20 protein-coding genes are annotated in these 22,702 nt (G+C 72.1%); 5 read left to right on the forward strand and 15 right to left on the reverse strand.

From position 1 onward, the window contains the following. Positions 1–100: 100 nt before the first annotated feature. The 6 genes from GEV28_RS13170 to rsfS all read right to left on the reverse strand — a co-directional run bounded on the left by GEV28_RS13170 (position 101) and on the right by rsfS (position 6,249). Positions 101–2,428 (reverse strand): ComEC/Rec2 family competence protein, encoded by a 2,328-nt coding sequence (locus GEV28_RS13170; RefSeq protein ID WP_291412143.1) that lies wholly within the window; start codon positions 2,426–2,428, stop codon positions 101–103. Positions 2,429–2,511: 83 nt separating this feature from the next. Further along, positions 2,512–3,483, reverse strand: coding sequence for a ComEA family DNA-binding protein (locus GEV28_RS13175; protein ID WP_291412107.1), 972 nt, complete (start codon positions 3,481–3,483; stop codon positions 2,512–2,514). Positions 3,484–3,624: 141 nt separating this feature from the next. After that, positions 3,625–4,482, reverse strand: coding sequence for a DegV family protein (locus GEV28_RS13180; RefSeq protein ID WP_291412109.1), 858 nt, complete (start codon positions 4,480–4,482; stop codon positions 3,625–3,627). A gap of 6 nt (positions 4,483–4,488) precedes the next feature. Then, positions 4,489–5,232, reverse strand: a complete 744-nt coding sequence (gene octT, locus GEV28_RS13185; RefSeq protein ID WP_291412111.1) for a diglucosylglycerate octanoyltransferase — start codon at positions 5,230–5,232, stop codon at positions 4,489–4,491. Between the two features lie 4 nt (positions 5,233–5,236). Continuing rightward, the gene (locus GEV28_RS13190) at positions 5,237–5,851 is read right to left on the reverse strand and encodes a histidine phosphatase family protein (RefSeq protein WP_291412113.1); all 615 of its coding nucleotides are present in this window, start codon (positions 5,849–5,851) and stop codon (positions 5,237–5,239) included. Then, positions 5,848–6,249, reverse strand: coding sequence for a ribosome silencing factor (gene rsfS, locus GEV28_RS13195; protein ID WP_291412115.1), 402 nt, complete (start codon positions 6,247–6,249; stop codon positions 5,848–5,850). Before rsfS ends, GEV28_RS13190 begins: the two co-directional genes overlap by 4 nt. A gap of 131 nt (positions 6,250–6,380) precedes the next feature. On the opposite strand from rsfS, the gene GEV28_RS13200 reads away from it, so the two are divergent. Beyond that, positions 6,381–7,127: an SGNH/GDSL hydrolase family protein gene (locus GEV28_RS13200; RefSeq protein ID WP_291412117.1), complete on the forward strand. Its 747-nt coding sequence runs from the start codon at positions 6,381–6,383 to the stop codon at positions 7,125–7,127. A 3-nt stretch (positions 7,128–7,130) separates the two neighbouring features. Here GEV28_RS13200 and nadD read toward each other — a convergent pair whose 3' ends face one another. Next, positions 7,131–7,721, reverse strand: a complete 591-nt coding sequence (nadD, locus tag GEV28_RS13205) for a nicotinate-nucleotide adenylyltransferase (protein ID WP_291412119.1) — start codon at positions 7,719–7,721, stop codon at positions 7,131–7,133. Between the two features lie 122 nt (positions 7,722–7,843). On the opposite strand from nadD, the gene GEV28_RS13210 reads away from it, so the two are divergent. Beyond that, positions 7,844–9,949, forward strand: a complete 2,106-nt coding sequence (locus tag GEV28_RS13210; RefSeq protein ID WP_291412121.1) for an ATP-dependent DNA helicase RecQ — start codon at positions 7,844–7,846, stop codon at positions 9,947–9,949. 106 nt (positions 9,950–10,055) lie between these two features. On the opposite strand, the gene GEV28_RS13215 is transcribed toward GEV28_RS13210, so the two are convergent. Further along, positions 10,056–11,102 carry an FAD-dependent monooxygenase gene (locus tag GEV28_RS13215; RefSeq protein ID WP_291412123.1) on the reverse strand — a complete coding sequence of 349 codons (1,047 nt, stop codon included), beginning with the start codon at positions 11,100–11,102 and terminating at the stop codon, positions 10,056–10,058. A gap of 10 nt (positions 11,103–11,112) precedes the next feature. Between GEV28_RS13215 and GEV28_RS13220 the strand changes: the two genes are divergently transcribed. Then, positions 11,113–11,358, forward strand: a complete 246-nt coding sequence (locus tag GEV28_RS13220; protein WP_291412125.1) for a hypothetical protein — start codon at positions 11,113–11,115, stop codon at positions 11,356–11,358. A 10-nt stretch (positions 11,359–11,368) separates the two neighbouring features. Here GEV28_RS13220 and GEV28_RS13225 read toward each other — a convergent pair whose 3' ends face one another. After that, positions 11,369–12,574, reverse strand: coding sequence for an NAD(P)/FAD-dependent oxidoreductase (locus tag GEV28_RS13225; protein WP_291412126.1), 1,206 nt, complete (start codon positions 12,572–12,574; stop codon positions 11,369–11,371). Positions 12,575–12,645: 71 nt separating this feature from the next. Here GEV28_RS13225 and GEV28_RS13230 point away from each other — a divergent pair, with 71 nt between their 5' ends. Further along, entirely contained in the window at positions 12,646–13,245 is a 600-nt protein-coding gene (locus tag GEV28_RS13230; protein ID WP_291412129.1) for a TetR/AcrR family transcriptional regulator, read from the forward strand. Between the two features lie 3 nt (positions 13,246–13,248). Here the strand turns inward: GEV28_RS13230 and proB are convergent, their stop codons facing one another. From proB to GEV28_RS13260, 6 genes are all read right to left on the reverse strand, one after another. Continuing rightward, the gene (gene proB, locus GEV28_RS13235) at positions 13,249–14,358 is read right to left on the reverse strand and encodes a glutamate 5-kinase (protein ID WP_291412144.1); all 1,110 of its coding nucleotides are present in this window, start codon (positions 14,356–14,358) and stop codon (positions 13,249–13,251) included. A 17-nt stretch (positions 14,359–14,375) separates the two neighbouring features. Next, a complete protein-coding gene (gene obgE / locus GEV28_RS13240; RefSeq protein ID WP_291412131.1) occupies positions 14,376–15,860 on the reverse strand; it encodes a GTPase ObgE in 1,485 nt (494 codons plus the stop codon). Between the two features lie 212 nt (positions 15,861–16,072). Then, on the reverse strand, positions 16,073–16,330 hold the full coding sequence (rpmA, locus tag GEV28_RS13245) for a 50S ribosomal protein L27 (RefSeq protein WP_291412133.1): 258 nt from the start codon (positions 16,328–16,330) through the stop codon (positions 16,073–16,075). Between the two features lie 13 nt (positions 16,331–16,343). Continuing rightward, a complete protein-coding gene (gene rplU / locus GEV28_RS13250) occupies positions 16,344–16,655 on the reverse strand; it encodes a 50S ribosomal protein L21 (RefSeq protein WP_291412135.1) in 312 nt (103 codons plus the stop codon). Between the two features lie 167 nt (positions 16,656–16,822). Further along, positions 16,823–19,819, reverse strand: coding sequence for a translation initiation factor IF-2 N-terminal domain-containing protein (locus GEV28_RS13255; RefSeq protein WP_291412137.1), 2,997 nt, complete (start codon positions 19,817–19,819; stop codon positions 16,823–16,825). Positions 19,820–20,073: 254 nt separating this feature from the next. Next, positions 20,074–20,820 (reverse strand): TIGR03936 family radical SAM-associated protein, encoded by a 747-nt coding sequence (locus tag GEV28_RS13260; protein ID WP_291412139.1) that lies wholly within the window; start codon positions 20,818–20,820, stop codon positions 20,074–20,076. Between the two features lie 217 nt (positions 20,821–21,037). Between GEV28_RS13260 and GEV28_RS13265 the strand changes: the two genes are divergently transcribed. Next, entirely contained in the window at positions 21,038–22,555 is a 1,518-nt protein-coding gene (locus GEV28_RS13265; protein WP_291412141.1) for a S8 family serine peptidase, read from the forward strand. Positions 22,556–22,702 lie beyond the last annotated feature (147 nt).

Below are 22,702 nucleotides of genomic sequence, written 5' to 3' on the forward strand. Positions count from 1 at the left end.
ATCACCGCACAGCCGGTGGTCCCCGTCGGCGCGTGCCTCCTGGTTCGAACCCGCCCAGCCACAGGCCCACATCGCCGAGCCGAGGTTCTCGCACCCGTCCTCACGGTCGGCCGGCACCGGGTGGGCCTCTGGCCGCGCCGCGGGTGACCGCACGTGGGCCGGAGTCGCCCGGCACGATTGCCGCGTCGCCGCCCGTGTCGGTGCGGATCACCAGCGTCCCCAAGTGGCCGAGCGCCCGCAGTGTGATCGGGCTGGGGTGGCCGTACCGGTTGCCGGCACCCACACTCACCACCGCGATCCGGGGCCGGATCGCCTCGAACAGCTCCGGCGTCGTGTGCCGGCTGCCGTGGTGCGGGACCTTGACCACCTCCGCGGACAGGTCCGCCCGCGAGCTCAGCAAGTGCGCCTGCGCCGCCAGCTCGACATCGCCGCTGAGCAGGATCCGCCCCGCCGGCGTGGCGGCCCGGATGACCACCGACGCGTTGTTGATCTCGGTGCCATCGGCCTCGGCCGCCGGCATCACCTCCTTTCCTCCTGGTGCCAACACCTCGAGCGAGAGCCCTGGCCAGTCCAGTCGCCGCCCGGCATCCAGCTGCACGATCGGCACGCCGGCCTCGGCGGCCTTCGCTCGCACCTCCTTCCAAGCCCAGTCCGGCGCCCGCGCAGGGCCCACACCCACCGCGCCGACCGCCCGGTCGTCCAGCACCGCGTCGAGCCCACCGACGTGGTCGGCGTGCAGGTGGGTGAGCACCACGAGCGGCACCCGCGACACGTCGAGCCGTTCGAGGCACCCGGCCAGCGGACCCGGCTCCGGACCGGTGTCCACCACCACCGCACGGCCTTCGTCGGCCGTCGCAAGCACCAGAGCGTCACCCTGGCCGACGTCGCAAGCGACCATCGCCCACCCGGGCGGCGGCCACCCGGGAGCGATCACCCGCACCGGGATGACCACGACGAGCAGGCCGGCCAACGCCGCCCCGACCAGCACCCGCAGCCGCCGGTGACGCAACGCGGCCACGAGCAACACCACGCAGGCCACCAGCAGCAGCCCGCCCCACCACCCGTCCGGCCAGTCGATCACGGCGCCCGGGACACGCGACGCCTGCCGGCCGACCAGGATCAGCCAGTCGGCCTCCGGCCCGGCAAGCCGAACCAGCAGCTCGGCCAACCACGGCATCACCGGCGCGGCCACAGCCGCCAGCACACCCAGCACCGTGGCCGGCGCGACAACCGGCGCGGCCGCGAGGTTGGCGACCACTGCCACGAGGCTGACCTGCCCGGCCATCCCGGCCACCACGGGCGCGGTGACCAGGTGCGCGGCCGCCGGCACCGCGAGCGCCTCGGCAAGCCCACGCGGCACTCCCCGCGCGGCCAGCCGATCGGCCCACCGCGGCGCGAGCAACACCAGCCCGGCCGTGGCCAGCACCGACAGCGCGAACCCGAAGCTGACCGCCATCGCCGGGTCCCACAGCACCAGCAGCACCACCGCCGTACCGAGTGCTGGCAGCGCCGCGCGCTCTCGTCCGATGGCCAGGGCCAGCAGTCCCACCGCGCCCATCACGCCGGCCCGCAGCACGCTCGGCTCGGGCCCGGCCAGCACGACGAACCCGATCAGTGCCAGCATGGCGCCCGCCGCAGCGCCCCGAGGCCCGACCCGCAGCGCCCGCAGCAGCAACAGCACCGCCACGCACACGATCGCGAGGTTCGCGCCGCTGACCGCCAGCAGATGTGTCAGGCCCGCGGTCCGGAACTCCTCCTCGACCTGCCGCGACAGCCGGTCGGTGTCGCCGACGACCAGACCGGGCAAGAGCCCGGCGGGCTCCGGATCGAGCACGCCGGCGGCGTCTCGCAGCCCGGACCGTAACTCCTGCGCGACGCGCTGCCAGACGGCCGCCCCGGTGACCTCGTCCGGCGGCCCGCGGACCCGCAACATCGCCACGGTGAGCTCGCCGGTCCGCGCGGGCGCCAGCCGCGCGGTGGCGGTGACGTCCTGCCCGGGGAGCAGCGACGACCACCCGTCCGCCGGCGCGATCAGCACCACCCGGCCGGTGGTCGCCACCGCCGCCCGGCCGACCATCGCGTCCCGCACCCGCGCCGGCAGCACGACCGCACGCACCCCGCCCTGCTGCCCACCGAACCCGGCGGAGAACACCGGCCGGGGGCGCTCGGTGATCGTCACCCGGAACACTCCCGACGCGCCGCCATCGGCATGGGCCCGCAACGCGTCGTCCGCGGCGTCCCGCAACCGGCCGGTGTTGCCTACGGCCACCAGAAGCCCGCAGATGACCAGTGACCAACCCACCCCGAGGCGCCACCACCGCACCACGGGCGGCCGCCCCCGCGCGGCCCGCAACACGACCGTCCCGCAGGCGATGGCGACGACACCGACGGTCGCGACCCACCACCAGCCCACCAGCAGCCCGAGCATCGTCGCGAGCCACACCGCCAGCGCCGCCGGCACGAGCCGCCAGTCCGGTCCCGCGGCGAGGTCGAGATCGCGGTCCACGAGACTCACCGGGCCACCACCATGTCCTTGAGCTTGGCGAACCGGGACGGGCCGATCCCGTCGATCTCGCGGAGCTGCTCGACCGAGGAGAACCGGCCGTGCTCGGTGCGCCAGTCGACGATCCGCTGCGCGGTCACCGGTCCCACCCCGGGCAACGTGTCCAGGGACATCAGGGACGCGGAGTTGAGGTCGACACGCTCGGCCCCCGGCCGGCCGTTGCCGGAGGCCGCGCCCGGCGGCTCGGCGTTGGGCGGGGTCGGGACGCCGACATAGATCTGCTCGCCGTCGGTGAGGCGCCGGGCGAGGTTGAGACCGCTCAGGTTCACCCCCGCGGCCGGACCACCGGCCGCCTTCAGCGCGTCGGCGACCCGCGCGCCGCCCGGCAACGTGACCAGACCGGGCGAGGCCACCCGGCCGACCACGCTGATGACGATCGACCCGCCGGCATCGGGTGGCGACGCGACGCTCGACGCCAGGCCCTCGCTGACCGCCGCGGCCGGCAGGGCGGGCGGCACCTCGGTTTCGTAGCCGCGACCGGACATCACCAGCCCGACCGCGACCGCGATCCCGAGCAGGACGGCACCGACCGTGGCCGCGACGGCGAGTCGCCTGCGCGGGCGCGCCGCCGCACGGTCGGGCAACCAGCGCTCGAGCGCCCGGTCCACCTGCCTGCGCCACCACGGTTCCGCGGCGGGCAAGGGTGCGCCGAGCAACACGCGCTCGGCCTCCACCGGCTCGGCGCCGTCCGATGGCGGTGGGTCGGCTCCGGTGTCGGGCGGCGGAGGCGCCACCTCCGGCCGCCAGTCGGGCTCGGCACGCGGCGGGCGTGCGTCGAGCGAGACGTCGAGCCATGGCTGATCGGCGGGCAGCGCCACGGATTCCGCGGGGCGGTCGGCTCTGGCCTGGCTGATCAGCCGGTCGAGTCGGCCCCAGGCTCGGGCACTGCGTCGGTCGTGTCGGGAGGTTGTGTCGATCACGCCTTCGACGCTATGCCCGGTCACCCCCGCGCCGGGCCGGTCGCCGCTCCGCTGTGGACAAGTGAGTCGGGTGTGGACAACCGGCGCGGGAATCCTTGCTGTGCGGCGGAGTTGTCGGTCCGGTGTGCGAGGCTGGCGGGTTCATCGTTCGGCCGGGCACACCACGACGCCGAGCATCCCGGGACCGGTGTGCGCACCGATGGCCGCACCCAGCTCGGACACCACACAGCCCGACGCGGGCGAGATCCGCTCGTCGAGCAGCGTGGCCAGCTCCGCGGCCCGCTCATGGGCGGCGAGGTGGTGCACGGCGAGCTCGACGGCGGTCACACCTGTGGCCTGCGCGGCCTGCTCGGCGAGATCGACCAGCCGCAGCACGGCCCGATGCGTCGTCCGCACCTTCTCCAGCGGCACGATGCGCCCGTCCTCGACATGCAGCAGCGGCTTCACGGCGAGCGCGGTCCCAAGGAACGCGGCCGCCGGCCCGATCCGCCCGCCGCGCCGCAGGTACTCCAGCGTCTCCAACACGAAGAACGTCGTGGTCCGCCCCGCCGCCTCGACCGCCGCGTCCTCCACCGCCGCCCCCGTGGCGCCGCCGATCGCGGCCGTCGCCGCGCGCAACACCGAGAACCCGAGCCCCATCACGGTGGTCCGGGAGTCCACCACGCGGACGTGATCCACCCCGACCTCCTGCGCGGCCAGCCGCGCGGACTCCCAGGTTCCGGACAGCTCGCGGGACAGGTGCACCGACACGATGCCGTCGGCGCCGCGGTCGAGCAGCCGCCGGTAGAGGTCGAGGAACTCGTCCGGGTTTGGCCGCGACGTCGTGACCGCGCGCCGGCCGGTGAGCGCCGCGGCGATGTCCGCCGGGCCGATGTCCACGCCGTCCAACCCGGACTCGTCGTCGATGAGCACGTGCAGCGGCACGACGTGCACCTCGTGCCGGGCGGCGAAGCCGTCCGGCAGGTAGGCGCTGGAATCGGTGACCACGGCGACCGGCACGGTCGGTCAGCCTACGTGGTATTCGTCCGCTTTCCGGGCAAGCAACGGCCCGACCACGTCGGCCAATGCCTTGCCGACCCGCTCGTGTCCCTCCCAGCCCCAGTGCATCCCATCAGGGTTGCCGCGCCCGCTCAGCACGTGTTCTCCGACCAGATCCGCGAGATCGAGCAGCGGCACCCCGGCACCGTCGCCCCAGGCGCGGATCACGCGCGTGGCGTCGGTCCGACCGGTGTGCACCAGCCCGTAGGACGCCGCGCGATGCACCGGCGGAAGGACTCCGACACACGGCAGGTCCGGCCGCAGTGCGCGGATCGAGGCGAGGGTTCGGTCCAGGTAGCGGACGGTCAGCGCGGCCGGCAACGCCACCGGCCGGCCCCGGGTGGCCTTGGCGAGCCACGGCTGAGCGGCCAGGTAGCGGGCGCGGACGAACCTGCGCAACGCGTCCGGGCGCAGGTAGCGCAGGCCTTCTCGCAGGTAGGTGGGCAGCGGGGAGGGCAGCGTGTCCATGCTGCCGACCGCCAGCACCAGGACGTCCACCTTGGGCAGCAGCGACCACACCCGCGGGTCGCCGGCCAGTGCCCAGAACGCGTCGCGAGCGGTCCAGCCGAACCCGGCGAACAGCTCGGTCCGGCCACCGAGGGCCGCCGCGGCGAGGTTGGGCCACAGCCGCTCGTCGTCGGCCGGGTACGGCCCGTCGGGACCGTGGAAGCTGAGGGAGTCCCCGAACGTCAGCAGCGTCGGCGCGCCCATCGGCTCAGCCGGTGATCCCGGCGTTGTACACGCGCAACCGCCAGGCCAGGCCACTCGAACCGCGCCGGGCCAGCACCGTCCAGTGGCAGTTGCCGATGCCGCCCAGCTTCGCCCACGCGGTGATCGGCAGTTCCAGCAAGTGCCCGGTCAACGCGGTGATCAGGCCGCCGTGCGCGCACAGCACCGCGGTCTCCTCGTCCGACCCGTCGAGGTCGGCGACCACCTCGGAGGCCCGCGCGGCGACCTCCAGCCGCGACTCGCCGCCGGGCGGCGTCCAGGTCGAGTCGGTCTGCCAGATCTGCCGCGAGCCCGGCCACTGCTCGTCGATCTGGGCGCTCGACATGCCCTGCCAGAGTCCCAGGTTGGTCTCCCTCAGCCGCTTGTCCACCCGCAGCGTGACACCCGTGGTCTCGGTGAAGGTGGTGGCCGTGTCCATCGCCCGACGCAGGTCCGAGGTGACCACGATGTCCGGGGAGAACCGGGCGAGCGCGGGCACGGCGAAACGCGCCTGGTTGCGTCCCACGTCGGTGAGAACGGCGTCCAGGTGGCCCTGCATCCTGCCGGTCGCGTTGTAGTCGGTCTCGCCATGCCGCCACATCACGAGCCGGCCCAGGGTCACGTCGCCCCGCCGTCGGTGCCACCCGACTCGGCGACGACCGCGGCCGGGTCGAACTCGATCCGCGGGCAGTCCTTCCACAGCCGCTCCAGGCCGTAGAACGTCCGCTCATCGGCATGCTGGACGTGCACCACGACGTCCACGAAGTCCAGCAGCACCCACCGACCCTCGCGGGCACCCTCGCGGCGCACCGGCTTGGTGCCGGCGTCGCGCATCTTCTCCTCGACGTTGTCCACGATCGCCCCGACCTGCCGCTCGTTGGGCGCGGAGGCGATGACGAAGCAGTCAGTGATCACCAGTTGCTCGGAGACATCGAGCACGATCACATCGCTGGCCTTCTTGTCGGCGGCGGCGTTGGCCGCGACCAGTGCCAACTCGCGTGCGTCGTGCGTTGCGACCACGTCACTCCTCGATCGGTCGAACCTGCTCATTCCGGGCCGTGAACCCCACGAGAGTACCCGGGCCGGCCAGCTCACAGCGCATTCGCGTGGCGGTGCGACACGTCGGCACCGCGTCACGCGACGATACCGTCATGTTGAAGCGATTACTTCTCGTCCTCGCGGCGGCGTCCCTCACCACCGTCACGGTCGCCGCCGCGGCGGACTCGACGACGACCTCGGCCCAGAACGACACCTGGTGCACCGACCGGGACTCGATCGTCGTGCTGGGCGACTCCCTGTCCACCGGTCATGGCGCGAGCGACCCGGCCAACGCCTGGGTCCGGCGGACCCAGGCCGCCCTCCCCGACACCGATGTCACGAACCTGTCCGCCGACGGAGCACTGACCAGCGACTTCCTGCCCGCCGGGGTGGGAGTGCAGCGCCGTCCGGCGGGCAACCTCGTGCCGACCGCGGTGAGCCGGATCCAGACGATCCAGCCGTCGCTGGTGATCATCGAGGTCGGCGCGAACGAGTACGGCACCGACCGCGACCCGGTAACCACCTACCGGGCCAACCTCACGAACCTGACCGACCGCATCCAGGCGGCGAGCCCGGACTCGACCCTGCTGTACATGCACACCACTGGGTTCGACTACCGCTGGGCCACCCCGCCGATCGACCACGCGTGGACGGCCTACGACGCGGCGATGACCACGGTGGCCACCACCGAGTCGGCGCCGTACCTGGACCTCACCGAGTTCCTGCCGTGGGCCGACACCGACACCGCGGGGCTGTACGTGGAGAACGAGTTCGGCGCGGGCAACACGGTCCACTGGGCCGACGCCGGGCACGTGGCCACCGCCGGTGTGATCCAGCAGCAGCTGCTCATGTGTGGCTGACGGTCAGGACTCCCGGTAGAGATCCCTCTTGCTGATGTACTGCACGACGCCGTCGGGCACCAGGTACCAGACCGGCTGCCCGGCGGCGACCCGTGCCCTGCAGTCGGTCGAGGAGATGGCCATCGCGGGCACGTCGACCAGGCTCACCGAGCCGCTCGGCAGGTGCCCGCTGGCCAAGGGGTAGCCGGGCCGGGTCACGCCGACGAAGTGGGCCAGCGCGAACAGCTCCTCGGCCTGCCGCCAGGACAGGATCTGCTCCAGCGCGTCGGCCCCGGTGATGAAGAACAGGTCCGCGTCGGCGTGGGCGGTCCGCAGGTCGCGCAGCGTGTCGATGGTGTACGTGGGGCCGACGCGGTCGATGTCGGCCCGGCTCACCGAGAACCTCGGGTTGGACGCGGTCGCGACCACCGTCATCAGGTACCGGTCCTCGGCCGCGCTGACCACGCGACGGCTCTTCTGCCACGGCTGCCCGGTGGGCACGAAGATCACCTCGTGCAGGTCGAACCTCGCCTGGACCTCGCTCGCCGCCACGAGGTGTCCGTGGTGCACGGGATCGAACGTGCCACCCATGATCCCGATTCTTCGACCCGACATAGCTGGTCAGCGTACGTGAAGCCGGGTTCGTGATCTTGACGCGCCAGACTTTTTCCGTGCGAAAGGACCATTCGCACGGGTTCGTCCTGGCACGTGTCGGCGTCATAGGTCAGGGTGGAGACGTGGACCAGCAAGCCCTTCGAACCTCAGCCGAACAACGCCTCCGCGCCCTCGCCGGCGACGGTGCCGCTCTGCGCGAGGACCAGTGGACCGCCATCAAGGCCCTGGTCGTCGACCGCAGGCGGGCACTCGTCGTGCAGCGCACCGGGTGGGGCAAGTCAGCCGTCTACTTCATCGCCACCGCGCTCTTACGAGAGCTCGGCCAGGGTCCGACGGTCATCGTCTCGCCACTGCTCGCGCTGATGCGCAACCAGATCGAGGCGGCGGGCCGGGCCGGCGTGCACGCGGCCACCATCAACTCGGCCAACATCGACCAGTGGCACGAGGCCCAGGAGGACGTCCTCGCCGGCCGCACCGACGTGCTGCTGGTGAGCCCGGAACGGCTCAACAACCCCGAGTTCCGCGACACCGTGCTGCCCGAGCTCACCGCGTCGGCCGGCATGCTGGTGGTCGACGAGGCGCACTGCATCTCCGACTGGGGCCACGACTTCCGGCCGGACTACCGCAGGCTCCGCACGCTGCTGGGCGAGCTCCCCTCGGGTGTGCCGGTGCTCGCCACCACGGCCACGGCCAACGACCGGGTCGTGCGTGATGTCGCCGACCAGCTCGACCTCGGGGCGCGGGACACGTTGGTGCTGCGCGGCGAGCTCGACCGAGAGAGCCTTCACCTGGGTGTGCTGCGGCTGCCCACCGCGCAGGCCCGGTTCGCGTGGCTGGCCGAGAACCTGGGCAAGCTGCCCGGGTCGGGGATCATCTACACGCTCACGGTCGCCGCGGCCTCTGAGGTGTCCTCGTTCCTGCGCGACCACGGGTACTCGGTGTCGGCCTACTCCGGGAAGACCGATCCCACCGCCCGCGAACGCATCGAGCAGGACCTGTTGGCCAACCGGATCAAGGCGGTGGCGGCCACGTCGGCGCTCGGCATGGGTTTCGACAAGCCCGACCTGGGTTTCGTCATCCATCTCGGCGCGCCGCCGTCGCCGATCGCCTACTACCAGCAGATCGGCCGCGCGGGCCGCGGCGTGGAGCGCGCCGAGGTCCTGCTCCTGCCGGGCACGGAGGACCAGGACATCTGGGCCTACTTCGCGTCGCTGGCGTTCCCGGCGGAGCGGGTCGTGCGGCAGGTGCTCGACGTGCTGGCGGAGGCCGACCGGCCGCTGTCCACCGCGGCCATCGAACCGCGGTGCGACCTGTCCCGCAGCCGGCTCGAGATGGTGCTCAAGGTGCTGGACGTGGACGGCGCGGTGCACCGGGTCAAGGGCGGTTGGGTCGCGACCGGCCAGGGTTGGGTGTACGACGAGGAGCGATATCTCGGCATTGCCGGTGCCCGGAGGTCCGAGCAGCGGGCGATGCTCGAGTACCAGCGCACGGACGAGTGCCGGATGGAGTACCTGCTCCGCCAGCTCGACGACCCGCACGCGGTGCCGTGCGGGCGGTGTGACAACTGCGCCGGACCCCGGTGGAGTACGGAGGTCTCGGACCCCGCGGTCGCGAAGGCCCGGGAACGCTTACGCAGACCAGGGGTCGAGGTCGATCCTCGTCGTATGTGGCCAAGCGGTATGGCCGCGCTCGACGTTCCGCTGTCCGGAAAGCTCGGCGCTGGTGAGTTGGCCGAGTCGGGCCGGGCGCTGGGTCGGCTCACCGACATCGGCTGGGGCAACCGGTTGCGCGAGCTGTTCGCGCCCGGCGCGCCGGTCGACGGTCCGGTACCCGACGACATGGTCGACGGCTGTGTCGCGGTGCTGGCGTCGTGGGGCTGGGCGGCACGTCCCGTCGGCGTGGTCACCATGGGCTCGGTCAGCCGGCCGAAGCTGGTGGCGAGCCTGGGCGAACGGATCTCTGCCATCGGCAGGCTCCCGTTCCTCGGCGAGATCGGTGTCCGCGACTCGGGTGAGCGCCAGGCCAACAGCGCGCGCCGGCTGGCCCAGGTGTGGCGGTCCATCGAGATCGGTCCGGCCCTGGCGGCGAGTTTGTCCACTGTGGACGGACCGGTGCTGCTCGTGGACGACCGGGTGGACACCGGCTGGACGGCGACCGTGGCCACCAAGCTCTTACGCGACGCGGGCGCCGCCGCGGTCCTCCCGTTCGCCTTGGCCACCACCACCTGACCGCCCGCGGTGGTGCTTGGTCCGCCGCACCGGACCAAGCACCACAGGGACGATCATCAGGGCGATCATCAGGGCGACGGCGGCTGACGGTGGCCGACGGTGGCCGTCACTTGCTGCTCAGGTCGCTGAACACCTTGCGCTTGAGAGGAGGGATCACCGAGAACACACGCAGCGCTGCCTTGAACATCGAGCGGCCGACTCGGTTGGTGGAGATCGTCTGCTCGGCGGTACGGAGCGACCGGCGCACGGCGGCGAAGCCGTAGTCGATCATCCGGGTCTCGTAGTCGTGGATGCCGTCTAGGAGGTCGACCTCGCCTCGGGACGCGGCGATCAGGCTGCGGGCGAGCAGTTGGGCGTCGCGCAGGGCGGTGTTGGCGCCGATGCCGCGGAACGGCGTCATGCTGTGGATCGCGTCGCCCAGCAGGGTGATGTTCGACGTCTCCCACTGCCGCACCGCCACCGAGGTGCGGATCGGCAGCAGCGACACGCTCTGCGCGGGTGACTCGGCGACCAGTCGTCGCAGCGACGGGTGCCAGTCCGCGATGAGGGTGCCGACCATATCGCGCAGGCGTTCACCGCCCATGTCGGACAGTTCGGCGTCGCCGTGCGGGTACTTGGCGCTGGAGGCGGTGTAGGCCCACATGACGTAGCTGCCGGTGTTGTCGAACAGCACGGCATCCCGCGCCGCGGTCTCGTCGTTGCCGCCGATGCCGCGCTCGGTCGGCGCGTAGTTCGCGCCGAGCTCGTGCGGGGCGATGAACATGCCACACCCGGACGGCGGGAGCACGCTGTGCGGCCCGTCCTGCAAGCGGGTCGGCAAGCGGCGCTTGGTCTCCTCGGTCAGCGGGTACTTGCCGGCGATCGCGCGGATGCCGGTGTCCACCCGCGTGGCGTCCGGCAGGTACTGGCGGCACACCCGCGAGTTGGCGCCGTCCGCGGCCACCAGCACGTCGGCCGTCGCGGTGGTGCCGTCGACGAAGTGGAGGGTGACCGTGCCGTCGGCGGCGCGCGCGTAGCGCTCGAACTCCTTGCCGTGGTGCAGCGCACCCTCCAGGCCGGCGGACAGCACCTGGTGCAGGGTGATCCGGCTGACCGAGTGGTGCGCTCCGGTCGGGTCGCGCTCGGTGCCCGACGTGAGCTCGTCCTCGACCACCAGCAGCTCCGTGAGCTGGTCGGTGACGAAGCCGAACGCGGATCTGCGGCGGCGTCAGCAGGTCGGCGAACTACCCGCCGACCTGGACCCGGCGTGCTTGCTGCTGGCCCTGTTCGCCGCGGCCAGTGCGACGGTCACGCTGCCGCGGATCGCGACGGCGATCTGCGACGAGGATGTCGAGTCGGAGGAGTTCACCCGGCGCTACGCCGACCAGCTGGCGAAACTGGTTCGCCACCTCGCCCACGGTCAGGCGTAGGCGTAGTCGCTCACCGGGAAGCGGCCGGCGGCGCGCCGGGCGTTGATCGTCGACGTGGGGTGTAGCAGGGCGGCCTCGCCGTGCGGGTTGAAGTAGTAGCTGTGCGAGGTCGCGCAGCTACCCAGCTCGAACACCCAAGTCGCCCAGCCGGTCGGTCATCTCGGCGAGGAACTCGTCGTTGGCGGCCGACGTCACCTCGAACGTCGTCGCGCCGCGGTGGCGGAGCTCGCCGAACAGCCACGCCATGTGCCGCATCTGCGCCTCGATCGTGGTGAAGTACGACAGTCCGCTGTAGGAGCACGGACTGTTGAGGCTGATCAGGTTCGGGAAGTGCGGGAACCCCGTGGCGAGCAGCAGGGTGTCGATCTCGGTTCGGCGGCCGTCGACGGTGACGATGCCGTTCGGCTCGACACGCTCGATCGGCCTCGTCTCCAACCGCACGGTTGGTCAGTCGCGCCTGCCGGTAGTGCAGCACACCGGTGACCATGATCGCTTCGAGTGCGGCCGAGTTGACCAGGCGCGCGGCGCGCTGGGCGAGCGGCATCCGCGCGACGAGTCGCTGCACCGGGCGTGGGATCGGTCCGTCGAGCTTGGGCGTCACCCAGATCGGCGTGCGTTGGTACACGGTCAGCTCCGCGACTTTCCTGGCCACCTCGGGCACCAGCTGCACGGCCGTCGCGCCGGTGCCGATGACCGCGGCGCGGCGGGCGGTGAGGTCGTAGCCGTCGTCCCAGGCCGTGGAGTGGATGACCTTGCCGGCGAAGCCGTCGATGCCCGGGATGTTCGGCATCCGCGGCTGCGACAGGAACCCCGTGGCGGTCACCAGGTACCGGGCGGTGACCGGCGCGCTGCCGCGAACGCGGACGGTCCAGACCCGCTCGGCATCGTCCCATCGCGCGCCGTCGACGACCGTGCCGAAGCGCATGTAGCGGCGCAGGTCGTACTTGTCCGCGACGTGCTCGGCGTAGCGCTTGAGCTCCGCGCCCGGCGCGAACATCCGCGACCAGTACGGGTTCGGCTCGAACGAGTAGGAGTAGGTGACCGACGCGATGTCCACCGCCAGGCCCGGGTACCGGTTGACGTGCCAGGTCCCGCCGAGGTCGTCCGCACGCTCGAGGATCGCGAGGTTGTCGACGCCGAGCCGGTTGAGCTGGATCGCGGCCCCCATGCCGCCGAAGCCGGCGCCCACGATGATCGCGTCGTAGTCGGGTGTCACGTCAGACCTCTCATTCGACATACTCTTGGTATTTAAATTCTGTAGGGATGCCAAGGGCTACGCTGGCCGCCATGACGCGACTCAGCCGCGCGGAGAGCCAGGCCCGCACCCGGACGCGGCTGCTGCGGACCGCCCGCGAGCTGTTCCTGCACGACGGCTACCAGGCCACGTCGCTGGACAAGGTCGCCGAGGCCGCGGGTTTCTCCAAGGGCGCGGTGTACTCCAACTTCCGCAGCAAGAACGAGCTGTGCCTCGCCGTGCTGGACGAGATCCGCGCCGGGCGCACGGGTGAGATCACCGACCTGCTGCGGGCGCCGACCACCGAGGAGCGGCTGCGCCGGTTCGAGAAGTGGGCGGAGCGGGTGATCGGCGATCGTGAGTGGACGGCGTTGGAGTTCGAGTTCGCGGTCCAAGCCCGGCGCGACGAGGAGCTTCGGCTGGCGATGGCCGATCGGATCGCCGCGGTGAGCCGGGGCATGGAGTCGGCGGTGGCAGGCGTCGCGGACGGCGACGACGCGCTGCCGCCGATGGCGTCCGGCGAGGCGGCGGTCGCGCTGCTCTGCCTCGGTGTCGGCCTGGGCCTGTTCCGATCCATCGACCCGCGGATGCCGGTCAGCGCCTTGGTGAACACCGTGCGCGTGCTGACCGGCGTACCCGCGGCCGGCGACTAGAGATCACTGGCGGAGGGGGACCAGGTCGTCCGCGTGGACCACCTCTCTGCGGTGTTCCGGGGGGAGGTCCCTGGTCTTGCGGCCGATGAGGGTTGGTAGCTCCGCGGCGTCGAAGGCGACCACTCCCCTCGCCACCGTGCGGCCGCTCGCGTCGGCCAGCTCGACCACGTCGCCCGCTTCGAAGTCGCCTGTCGTCTCGGTGATTCCGGCGGCGAGGAGGGATCGGCGGCGGCCCACCACCGCAGCCACCGCGCCGTCGTCCAGGTGCAGTCTGCCCTTCGGATCGGCGGCATATGCCAGCCAGAAACGGCGTGGGGTCAGGCGGCGGGGGCTCGCCGCGAACGCTGTACCGACATCCGCGGGGCCGAGAGCCTGGGCAGCGTCGGCCGCCGCGGCGATGAGTACCGGCACGCCCGCCGTCGAGGCCAGGCGGGCCGAGGCCAGCTTCGACGCCATGCCGCCGGTGCCCAGGTCGCCCGTCGGCTCGTCGGCCTGGATGTGTGCCACGTCGGACTCGTCGGCCACCTCGTCGATTCGTCTTGCGTTGCCCCGTCTCGGGTCGCCGTCGTACAGACCGTCCACATCGGACAGGAGGACCAGGGCGTCGGCACCGACGAGGTACGCGACCAGGGCGGCCAGGCGGTCGTTGTCGCCGAAGCGGATCTCCTCCGTGGCCACCGTGTCGTTCTCGTTCACCACCGGCACCACGCCCAGGGCCAACAACCTGGACAGCGTCCGCTGGGCGTTGCGGTAGTGGGCCCGGCGAACGACGTCGTCCGAGGTGAGGAGGACCTGGCCGACGTTCAGGTCGTGGCGGGCGAACGACGACACGTACGCGTGGCCCAGGACCAACTGGCCCACGCTCGCCGACGCCTGCTGGGTCGCGAGGTCACGGGGGCGGCGGCCCAGCCCCAGCGGCGCCAGACCGGACGCGATGGCGCCCGAGGAGACCAGGACCACCTGGCTGCCGGCGGTTCTGCGGGCGGCGAGGGCGTCGACGAGGGCGTCGAGCCGGGCCGGGTCCAGGCCGCCCTCGGCGGTGGTCAGCGACGACGAGCCGACCTTCACGACCACTCGCCGGGCCGCCGCTATCCGGGCTCGGCTGTCGGACAGCACGGCCGCCTGGTCGGTCACGAGGGCTCCTCGTCGACCGTGACGTCACCTGCCTCGGGCGAGGACGACGGCGGCGCGTCGACCAGGCCGCGGCGGGTGCGTTTGGCCGCCTTCCGCTCGGCGGCGCCGACGCGGTCGTTGTGGTCCAGCCGAGGGTCGTGGCCACGCTCGTACAGCAACACGTCGACCCCCGCGGGCGTGGACGGCTCCCAGTCGAACGTCACGCCGCCGATCGTCACCGGGCAGCCGGGCTTCGCGCCCGCATCGGCCAGGGCCTGCTCCACGCCGAGCCTGGCCAGGCGGTCGCCCAGGTAGCCGACCGCCTCGTCGTTGTCGAACGCGGTCTGCCGGACCCAGCGCTCGGGCCGCTCGCCCCGGATGATGAAACCGCCCGGCTCCTCGGGGTCCTCGAGCACCGTGAAGCCCGCCTCGTCCACCGCCTGCGGGCGGAGCACGATCCGCGACGCGCCCAGCCTCGGCCGGGTCGCGCGGTCCTCCTCGACGATCTTGGCCAGCGCGAACGACAGCTCGCGCAGCCCCTCGTGGCTGGCCGTCGACACGGCGACCACGGGCAACCCGCGGGCCTCCAGGTCCGGGCCCACGAGCTCCGCCAGGTCGCGGGCGTCCGGCACGTCGATCTTGTTCAGCACCACGACCCGCGGCCGGTCGGCCAGGCTGCCGCCCAGACCTGGCGTGTACCGGGTGAGCTCGGCCTCCAGGGCGTCCACATCGGACACCGGGTCGCGGCCGGGCTCGTAGGTGGCGCAGTCGACCACGTGCACCAGCACCGCGCAGCGTTCGATGTGGCGCAGGAAGTCCAGGCCCAGGCCCTTGCCCTGCGACGCACCCGGGATGAGACCCGGCACGTCGGCGACCGTGTAGGTCGACTCCCCCGCGGTGACCACGCCGAGGTTCGGCACCAGCGTGGTGAACGGGTACTCGGCGATCTTCGGCCGGGCCGAGGACAGCACGGAGATCAGCGACGACTTGCCGGCCGAGGGGAACCCGACCAGCCCCACGTCGGCCACCGAGCGCAGCTCGAGCACCAGATCCCGGGCCTCGCCGGGCTCGCCGAGCAGCGCGAACCCGGGTGCCTTGCGCGCCTTGGACGAGAGCGCGGCGTTGCCGAGCCCACCGCGACCGCCGCGGGCGGCGGCGAACCGGGTGCCGTTGCCGATGAGGTCCCTGAGCACCTCGCCGTCCTCGTCGAGCACGACCGTGCCGTCGGGCACCCGCAGCTCCAGCGGCGCACCGGCGGCACCGTCGCGGTTGCTGCCCTGGCCCTGCTTGCCGTTGGTGGCGTGCGCGTGCGGCCGGAAGTGGAAGTCGAGCAGGGTGTGCACACCGGAGTCGACGACGAGCACGATGTCCCCGCCGTCCCCGCCGTTGCCGCCGTCGGGGCCGCCGAGTGGCTTGAACTTCTCGCGGTGTACCGAGGCGCACCCGTTACCGCCGCTGCCCGCGGACACGTGGATCACGACGCGATCAACAAAACGAGACACAAAACCACCCTACGGACCAACAGAAGTTGGTTGTTGCACAGCAAGCCATGCTACGGACCAGCGAGTTGGTTGGTTGCCACGCAACAAACCACGCTGGGTCGACAGGAACACGCACCGTAGGGGGTCTGGGGGTTCGGCCCCCCAACATCACAGCGAAGCGACCCGGGCGAGCGCCATCTGCGAGCAGACCTTCCACCCGTCGCGCAGCGCCGTCAGCCCTCGACCGGGACGATGTTCACGGTCTTGCGACCGCGCTTCTCGCCGAACTGGACCGCACCCGCGGCCAGCGCGAACAGCGTGTCGTCGCCGCCACGACCGACGTTGACGCCGGGGTGGAACTTGGTGCCCCGCTGGCGGACCAGGATCTCGCCGGCGTTCACTGACTGGCCGCCGTACCGCTTCACGCCGAGGCGCTGGGCATTCGAGTCGCGCCCGTTGCGGGAGCTGGACGCACCCTTCTTGTGTGCCATTGCTGTTCAGCTCCTACTTGGTCTTGATGCCGGTGACCTCGACGCGGGTCAGCTTCTGCCGGTGACCCTGCCGCTTGTGGTAGCCGGTCTTGTTCTTGAACTTGTGGATGCGGATCTTCGGGCCCTTGGTCTGCTCGACGACCTTGCCGGTGACCGACACCTCGGCCAGCGCGGCCACGTCGGTGGTGACGTCGTCGCCGTCGACGACGAGCAGCGCGGGGAACGAGAGCTCGGCTCCCGGCTCACCGTCGAGCTTCTCGACCTCGACGATGTCGCCGACGGCGACCTTGTACTGCTTGCCGCCGGTCTTGACGATCGCGTACATCGGGACGGGACTCTCCTGCTACTCGATGATCTCGAAACTGAGGGCTCCGCGGCGCCGTTCCCCTGGCCAACTTCAACAGGTCGGTCCGGTTCGCGCACCAGTCGGCCCACCAACCGGCGGGCCGACCTACAGGTTACGTGGCCGCCAAATCGCGGGTCAAGCCGGGGTCAGCCATCGTGCGTGGCCGACACCGGCGGGCCCGCCGGCCGGGAAGCGCCCCTGCGCACCGGCCGCCGCGGCGGCGAGGTGACGGCCGCGACCGGCGCCTCCGGCTGCTGCGAACGATCCACCTCGACGGACTGTTCCACCTGGTCGGAGCGCTGCTCGTCGACGAAAGAGGCATCGGTGGCCCGGTCGGTGTCCCGCGTGGCGGGCTCGGCCTCGTGGGCCCTGCCGTTGGCGTGCTCGGAACCACCGTTGCGCTCGCTGTCCGAGTCACCGCCGTGGTCGCCGGACTGGGCCGCGCCGTCCGAGCCCGCGGCGGGTGCGGGCTCGGTCTCCTCGACGGCCGCGCCAGCCGGGCCACCCGCATTGCGGCGGGAGCGGCGACGGGTCCGCGGCTCGGGCGCCGAGCGCGCCTCCTCGAAAGGTTCGGCGGACGCCGAACCGGCATCGGCCGTCACGGTGTCGACGTCGATGTCGGAGTCGGAGTCGGGGTACGGGTCGCCGTTGACCTTGGTCGTGGCCTTGGCGATGTCCCGCACGGCCTTGGCGGCCTCCTTCGCGGCTGCCTCCTTGGCCGCCGACTCCTTCGCTGCTTCCTTGGCGGCGTCCTTCGACGAGGCGTCCTTCGACGAGGAGACCTTCGCGGGGACGTCCTTCGCGGAGTCGTCCCGGCCGCGCGCGCGCCGCCCACCACCGCCGCCGTGCTGGGCGCCGGACTGGCCGTTGGCACCGCCGTTCGCCTTGCCCACCGGCTCGGTCGACACGATCACGCCCCGGCCCTTGCAGTGCTCACACGTGGTGCCGAAGGCCTCCAGCAGGCCCGTGCCGACCCGCTTGCGGGTCATCTGCACCAGGCCGAGCGACGTGACCTCGGCCACCTGGTGGCGGGTGCGGTCCCGGCCGAGACACTCGGTGAGCCGGCGCAGGACCAGGTCGCGGTTGGACTCCAGAACCATGTCGATGAAGTCGATCACGATGATGCCGCCGATGTCGCGCAGCCGCAGCTGGCGCACGATCTCCTCGGCCGACTCCAGGTTGTTGCGGGTGACCGTCTCCTCGAGGTTGCCGCCCGACCCGGTGAACTTGCCGGTGTTGACGTCGATGACGGTCATCGCCTCGGTGCGGTCGATCACCAGGTAGCCGCCCGAGGGCAGCCATACCTTGCGGTCGAGCGCCTTCAGCAGCTGCTCCTCGATGCGGTACTCGGCGAACACGTCGTTGGTGCCGACGTGCTTGCGGACCCGGTCGGCCAGCTCCGGCGCCACGTGCCGGACGTAGGCGTCGACCGTCTCCCAGGCACCCGCACCCTCGATGACCAGGGCCGAGAAGTCCTCGGTGAACAGGTCGCGGACGACCTTGACCAGCAGGTCGGGCTCCTCGTAGACCAGTGCGGGCGCGCCGACCTTCTTGGCGCCGCCGGCGCCCTTGGTCTTGTCCTGGATGACCTGCCACTGCGCCTGGAGCCGGCGCACGTCGCGACCGAGCTCCTCCTCGCTGATGCCCTCGGAGGCGGTGCGGATGATCACGCCGGCGTCCTCCGGGACGACCCGCTTGAGCACGTCCTTGAGCCGGCGCCGCTCGTTCTCCGGCAGCTTGCGCGAGATGCCGGTGGCGCCGCCGCCCGGCACGTAGACGAGGAACCGGCCGGGCAGGGAGATCTGCGTGGTCAGCCGCGCGCCCTTGTGCCCGACGGGGTCCTTGGTGACCTGCACCAGCACGCTGTCGCCGGTGGACAGCGCCTGCTCGATCTTGCGGGCCTTGCCCTCCAGGCCGGCCGCGTCCCAGTCGACCTCGCCCGCGTAGAGCACGGCGTTGCGGCCACGGCCGATGTCGACGAACGCCGCCTCCATCGACGGCAGCACGTTCTGGACCCGGCCGAGGTAGACGTTGCCGACGAGCGAGCCGGTGCCCGACGAGGTGACGAAGTGCTCGACCAGCACACCGTCCTCGAGCACGCCGATCTGCACCCGGTCGCCGCGCTCGCGGACGACCATCGCGCGGTCGACCGCCTCGCGCCGGGCCAGGAACTCGGCCTCGGACAGGATCGGTGCCCGCCGCCGGCCCGCCTCCCGGCCGTCCCGGCGCCGCTGGCGCTTGGCCTCGAGCCGGGTGGAGCCGCGCACGCTGCGCACCTCGTCGCGGCCGTCGGACTCGCCCCTGTCCTTGTCGTCACGCGCCTCGCGGACGTGCACGACCGTGTTCGGCGGATCGTCCCCGGTGGGGGCGCCCGCCTCGTCGTCCGTGCCGCCCTTGCGCCTGCGCCGCCGCCGGCGGCGCCTGCTCGCGGGGTCGGAGTCGTCGTCGGCCTCGTCCTCGGCGTCGGCCTCCTCGGCCTTCGGCCTGCCCCGGCGCCGGTCGGGCTTGTCCGCCTTCTCGGTCGGCTCGGCCGGCTTGTCGTTCTTGTCCGCATTGGCAGGCTTGGCCTGGTCGTCGTCGGCGGAGCGCTCGTCGTCGGCGTCGATATCGTCGCCCTGGCCGCCCTTGCCCCGGCCCCGGCCGCGACGGCCCCGACGGCGGCGCGGCCGCGAGTCGTCGGAGTCCTCGTCGTCCGGCCCGTCGTCGACCGACGTATCTGGTTCGTCCTCCTCGTCCTGTGGTTCCGGCCGCGGCTCGGGCCGGCGCTGCGGCGCGGCGACCGGCTCCGGCGGCTTGAACAGCGGTGCGGCCGAGGCGAACACCGGGGTCGGCGGCACCTGGCGGGCCGGCGCCTGCGGCTCCTGCACCGGCGCCTCGACCTGCTCCTCCTGGTCGGGCGGTGCCGGGGTGACCCCGAACGACTCCGCGACCCGCAGGGCGACCTCGCGGTCGATGCTGGACTGCACGCTGCGGCCGGTGACCCCGGCCTCGGTGACCGCGGCCAGGACCTCACGGCTGCTGCGGCCGAGCAGTTTGGCCAGCGCGTGGATGCGAATCCGCGCGGGCAGCTCGCCGAGCGCCCCGGAGATGGCTGCGGTGGTATCCCCGCCGGTGTTTCCGGCAGGTGTGGACATATCCGACATGTAGCTCCTTCGCCCCCGGGCGCGACCTCAAACGGTCGATGCCTTCGCACCGACGCTGTCGGACGCGGCCACCACAGGGGCCTCGTTGTTCGGCCTCACCGTGCTCCTCCGGTGAAGCGCAGTTGTCTTTCCGCCGCGGGGCGGCGGGAATCCTCGCCTCTCGCCATGGGGCCGCCGAGCACTAGCGCGCCGGCCGGTCACGGCAGGTCAGTCACAACGTCGCGCCATGCGGCTACCCAAGCGTCAGCCGAATGTCAGCCCGCCGGGTGAATCTCCCGGTCCGGGGCCAACGGGTCGGCCAGACCTCCGCTGTCGTCGAGCCGTCCCTGGGCCATCCGGGTCGCCTTCGCGGGCACCGGCGGTTCCAGAGCGGCGACGACGCGAAGCGCACTCAGCACGTCGTCCGGTCGAACGGCAGGTGTGGTTTGTCGCACGACCACCTCGAGTATCCCACACGGCGTGCCGGCAGGTGTCGAGTCCGGCACGTGCGTCTCGTCATGCAGGATCTCCCGGGCCGTCGCCGACACGATCGCGGCACGGGCGTCGATCGTGCGCATCCCGTGCTTGGTGAGGCGTTCCACCTCGACAACCGGCTCGGCCAGCACCCGCTCGACGGCGTCCCGCAGGTCGGCCGACGCCACCCCCGGCAGCTCGATCAGCCAGCGGCTCGCCTCCACCCGGTCGGCGAGCGACGCCCCGCCCGCGGCGACCGCCACGTCGAGCACGTCCAGCCCGGGTGGCATGGCCTCGTCCAGCATCGCCACCAGCTTCGCCGGCTCGAGCACCTCGACCAGCTGGATCTCGACGTACTCGGCCTCGCTCGCCACGCCGGTGGGTGCGGCGCCGATCCAGGAGATCTTCGGATGCGGGTTGAAGCCCTGCGAGAGCGCCATGGGGACGTGCGCCCGGCGCAGCGCCCGCTCGAACGCGCGTGCGATGTCGCGGTGTGAGGTGAACCGCAGTCGCCCGCGCTTGGCGTAGCGCAGCCGCAGCTTCTGCACCGCGGGAGCCGAGGGATTGGGCCGGTCCTGCCTGCTCAGCGTTACTCCTTCTGGTGGGTTGTGGCTAGTCCGGTGGTGTTCGGTTGAGCCTGCTGGCACGGTACCCCCAGGTCCAATTCGACCGATGAGCTTGTCCGGGCACGGCCCGAGTGGCTACCGTCCGGGCATTGGACAGCCGGTGTCCCGGACCGGCCGCCCCAACAAATGGAGGTCACCCGTGCCTCTGCTGCGCCGTGTACCGGCGGCAGCGGTCATCGCCGTGGTGCTCGCGACGAACCTGGTGACGGCCGGCGTGGTGGCGAGCGCACAACCACCTGACCAACCGCCGGCGTGCTCGGACACGCTGCCCGGCCTGCGTTACCTGGTGCTGTTCGACCCGGGCACCGGGAAGCCCGCGGCGGCCGGCGAGATCGCCGACGCGTGCGGCTCGCTCACCGGCTACTACCCGCAGATCGCAGTCGCGGTGGCAACCTCCCCCGACTCCCGGTTCGCCCAGCGGCTGGGCCCCGACCGGGCGTTCAGCGCGCAGCGGGTGATGCGCGCCCAGCAGGGTCCCCGCAAGTCGGACGAGACCGCCTCCACCCAGGCGCAGGTGACGGCGGACCCGGCCGCGGTGTCCACCGCGGACCTCACCGACGACCAGTGGGACATGACGCTCATCAAGGCCGACCGGGCGCGGCGGATCAGCGAGGGCAGCAAGAAGGTCGTGGTCGGCGTACTCGACTCCGGTGTCGACCCGAGCCACCCCGAGCTGAAGGCCGCCTTGGACCCGGCACTGTCGGCGGGCTGCCTGTCCGGAGTGGCCGACACGTCGCCGAAGGCGTGGGTGCCCACCGCGTCCCCGCACGGAACGCATGTCGCGGGCACGATCGCGGCTGCCGACGACGGGCGCGGGACCACCGGCGTGGCGCCGGGCGTGCGGATCGCGTCGGTGAAGGTGGTCGACGACGACGGCTTCATCTTCCCCGAGTACGCGGTGTGCGGGCTGATGTGGGCCACCGCCAACAAGATGGCGGTCACCAACAACAGCTACTTCGTCGACCCGTGGCTCATGACCTGCACCCGGGACAGCGAGCACGTGGTGTTCGAGGCGGTGCGGCGCGCGGTCGACTACGCCACCCGCCAGGGCGTGCTCACCGTCGCCGCGGCGACGAACGAGGGCGCCGACCTGTCCGACCCGGGTGGACAGACGGCCGACGGTCCCAGCGAGTCCGGGATGGAGCGCCGCACGCTGGACAGCAGCTGCAAGGTGCTGCCGGCGGGCCTGCGTGGCGTCATCGCGGTGTCCGCGGTCGGCGAGGACGAGGTCAAGGCGAGCTACAGCTCCTACGGTCTCGGCGTGATCGACGTGGCCGCGCCGGGCGGCGAGCCGAAGAAGACGGCGGCCCGCTACGACGACGCGGAGCAGGCACCGACGCCCTCCACCGGGGAGGAGCAGAACTCCGAGTGCGTGCTGTCGACGGTGCCCGGCGGGTACGACCGCTACTGCGGCACGTCGATGGCGACGCCGCACGTCACCGGCGTGGCCGCGCTGCTGGCGTCCGAGCACCCGGACGCGAGCCCGCCGGAGCTTTCCCGGATGCTCACCGAGCAGGCGGAGTCCATCCCGTGCCCGTCGGACTACGACCTGGACGGCACCGGCGCGCAAGACGCGTACTGCGACGGGTACGCGCCCTACAACGGCTTCTACGGCCACGGCATGGTCGACGCCCTCGCCGCGGTGAGCGAGAACTGACGCGCCAGTGTCCCGCGCCGGAAGTTCATCACTTGTCTCGCCGGCCCAGCTTCCTGCTGGCGGCGTTGCCGGTCCGCCCGAGTACAACCCGGTACGAGGACGAACCGGCGCCTTGCCAGCAGAAACCTGGATCCGCCGAGATAAGCA

Source organism: Actinophytocola sp., assembly GCF_009379765.1.
Classification (GTDB): domain Bacteria; phylum Actinomycetota; class Actinomycetes; order Mycobacteriales; family Pseudonocardiaceae; genus Actinophytocola.

Bases quoted from the DNA above. Each gene is read 5' to 3' on its own strand.
- nadD (WP_291412119.1), bottom strand. From the start codon at position 7,721: ATGTCGGGTCGAAGAATCGGGATCATGGGTGGCACGTTCGATCCCGTG.
- rpmA (WP_291412133.1), bottom strand. From the start codon at position 16,330: ATGGCACACAAGAAGGGTGCGTCCAGCTCCCGCAACGGGCGCGACTCG.
- GEV28_RS13170 (WP_291412143.1), bottom strand. From the start codon at position 2,428: ATGCTCGGGCTGCTGGTGGGCTGGTGGTGGGTCGCGACCGTCGGTGTC.
- GEV28_RS13230 (WP_291412129.1), top strand. From the start codon at position 12,646: ATGACGCGACTCAGCCGCGCGGAGAGCCAGGCCCGCACCCGGACGCGG.
- GEV28_RS13255 (WP_291412137.1), bottom strand. From the start codon at position 19,819: ATGTCGGATATGTCCACACCTGCCGGAAACACCGGCGGGGATACCACC.
- GEV28_RS13200 (WP_291412117.1), top strand. From the start codon at position 6,381: ATGTTGAAGCGATTACTTCTCGTCCTCGCGGCGGCGTCCCTCACCACC.
- rplU (WP_291412135.1), bottom strand. From the start codon at position 16,655: ATGTACGCGATCGTCAAGACCGGCGGCAAGCAGTACAAGGTCGCCGTC.
- octT (WP_291412111.1), bottom strand. From the start codon at position 5,232: ATGGGCGCGCCGACGCTGCTGACGTTCGGGGACTCCCTCAGCTTCCAC.